The organism is Thalassobacterium sedimentorum (genome assembly GCF_031127905.1).
Taxonomy (GTDB): Bacteria; Verrucomicrobiota; Verrucomicrobiia; order Opitutales; family Coraliomargaritaceae; genus Thalassobacterium; species Thalassobacterium sedimentorum.
Genome location: NZ_JARXIC010000140.1, coordinates 1 through 379, shown reverse-complemented (window position 1 = coordinate 379; position 379 = coordinate 1). Strand labels below are relative to the sequence as shown.

The window sequence follows — 379 nt, the reverse complement described above, 5'->3', positions numbered from 1 at the left end:
GATAGGCAGAAAATGGAATATCTCCTACTAATCCATAAGAACTCTGAAACACCACCCAGCGAAAGTGAATGGAATGAATTCTTCGAGGAAGCGAATGGCACAGGTATGTTTCAAGGTGGCAGTCAACTTGGATCGACCAGAGTCTTCGGAAGAGAAGAAATCCCCAACAGCACCAACCAGATTGGAGGATTCATGAGATTTGAGACTTCTAAAGTTAAAGAACTAGAATCTTTACTAACCAAGAATCCAGTAGTAAAAAATGGTGGATCGATTGAACTAATTGAAATGCCTAAAACTACTAACCCGAAGGAGCCTATCCAGACGCACTAGCCAATGCCTTTCGCGCTCCGCGCTACAGGCATCGGCTATGCTCCACGAT

At 44.1% G+C, this 379-nt stretch carries 1 protein-coding gene; it reads left to right on the top strand.

Features of this window, described 5'->3' with window-relative positions; genetic code table 11:
* On the top strand, nt 1–330 hold a 330-nt coding region (locus tag QEH59_RS18760), incomplete at its 5' end, for a hypothetical protein (protein ID WP_308986919.1).
* Nucleotides 331–379 lie beyond the last annotated feature (49 nt).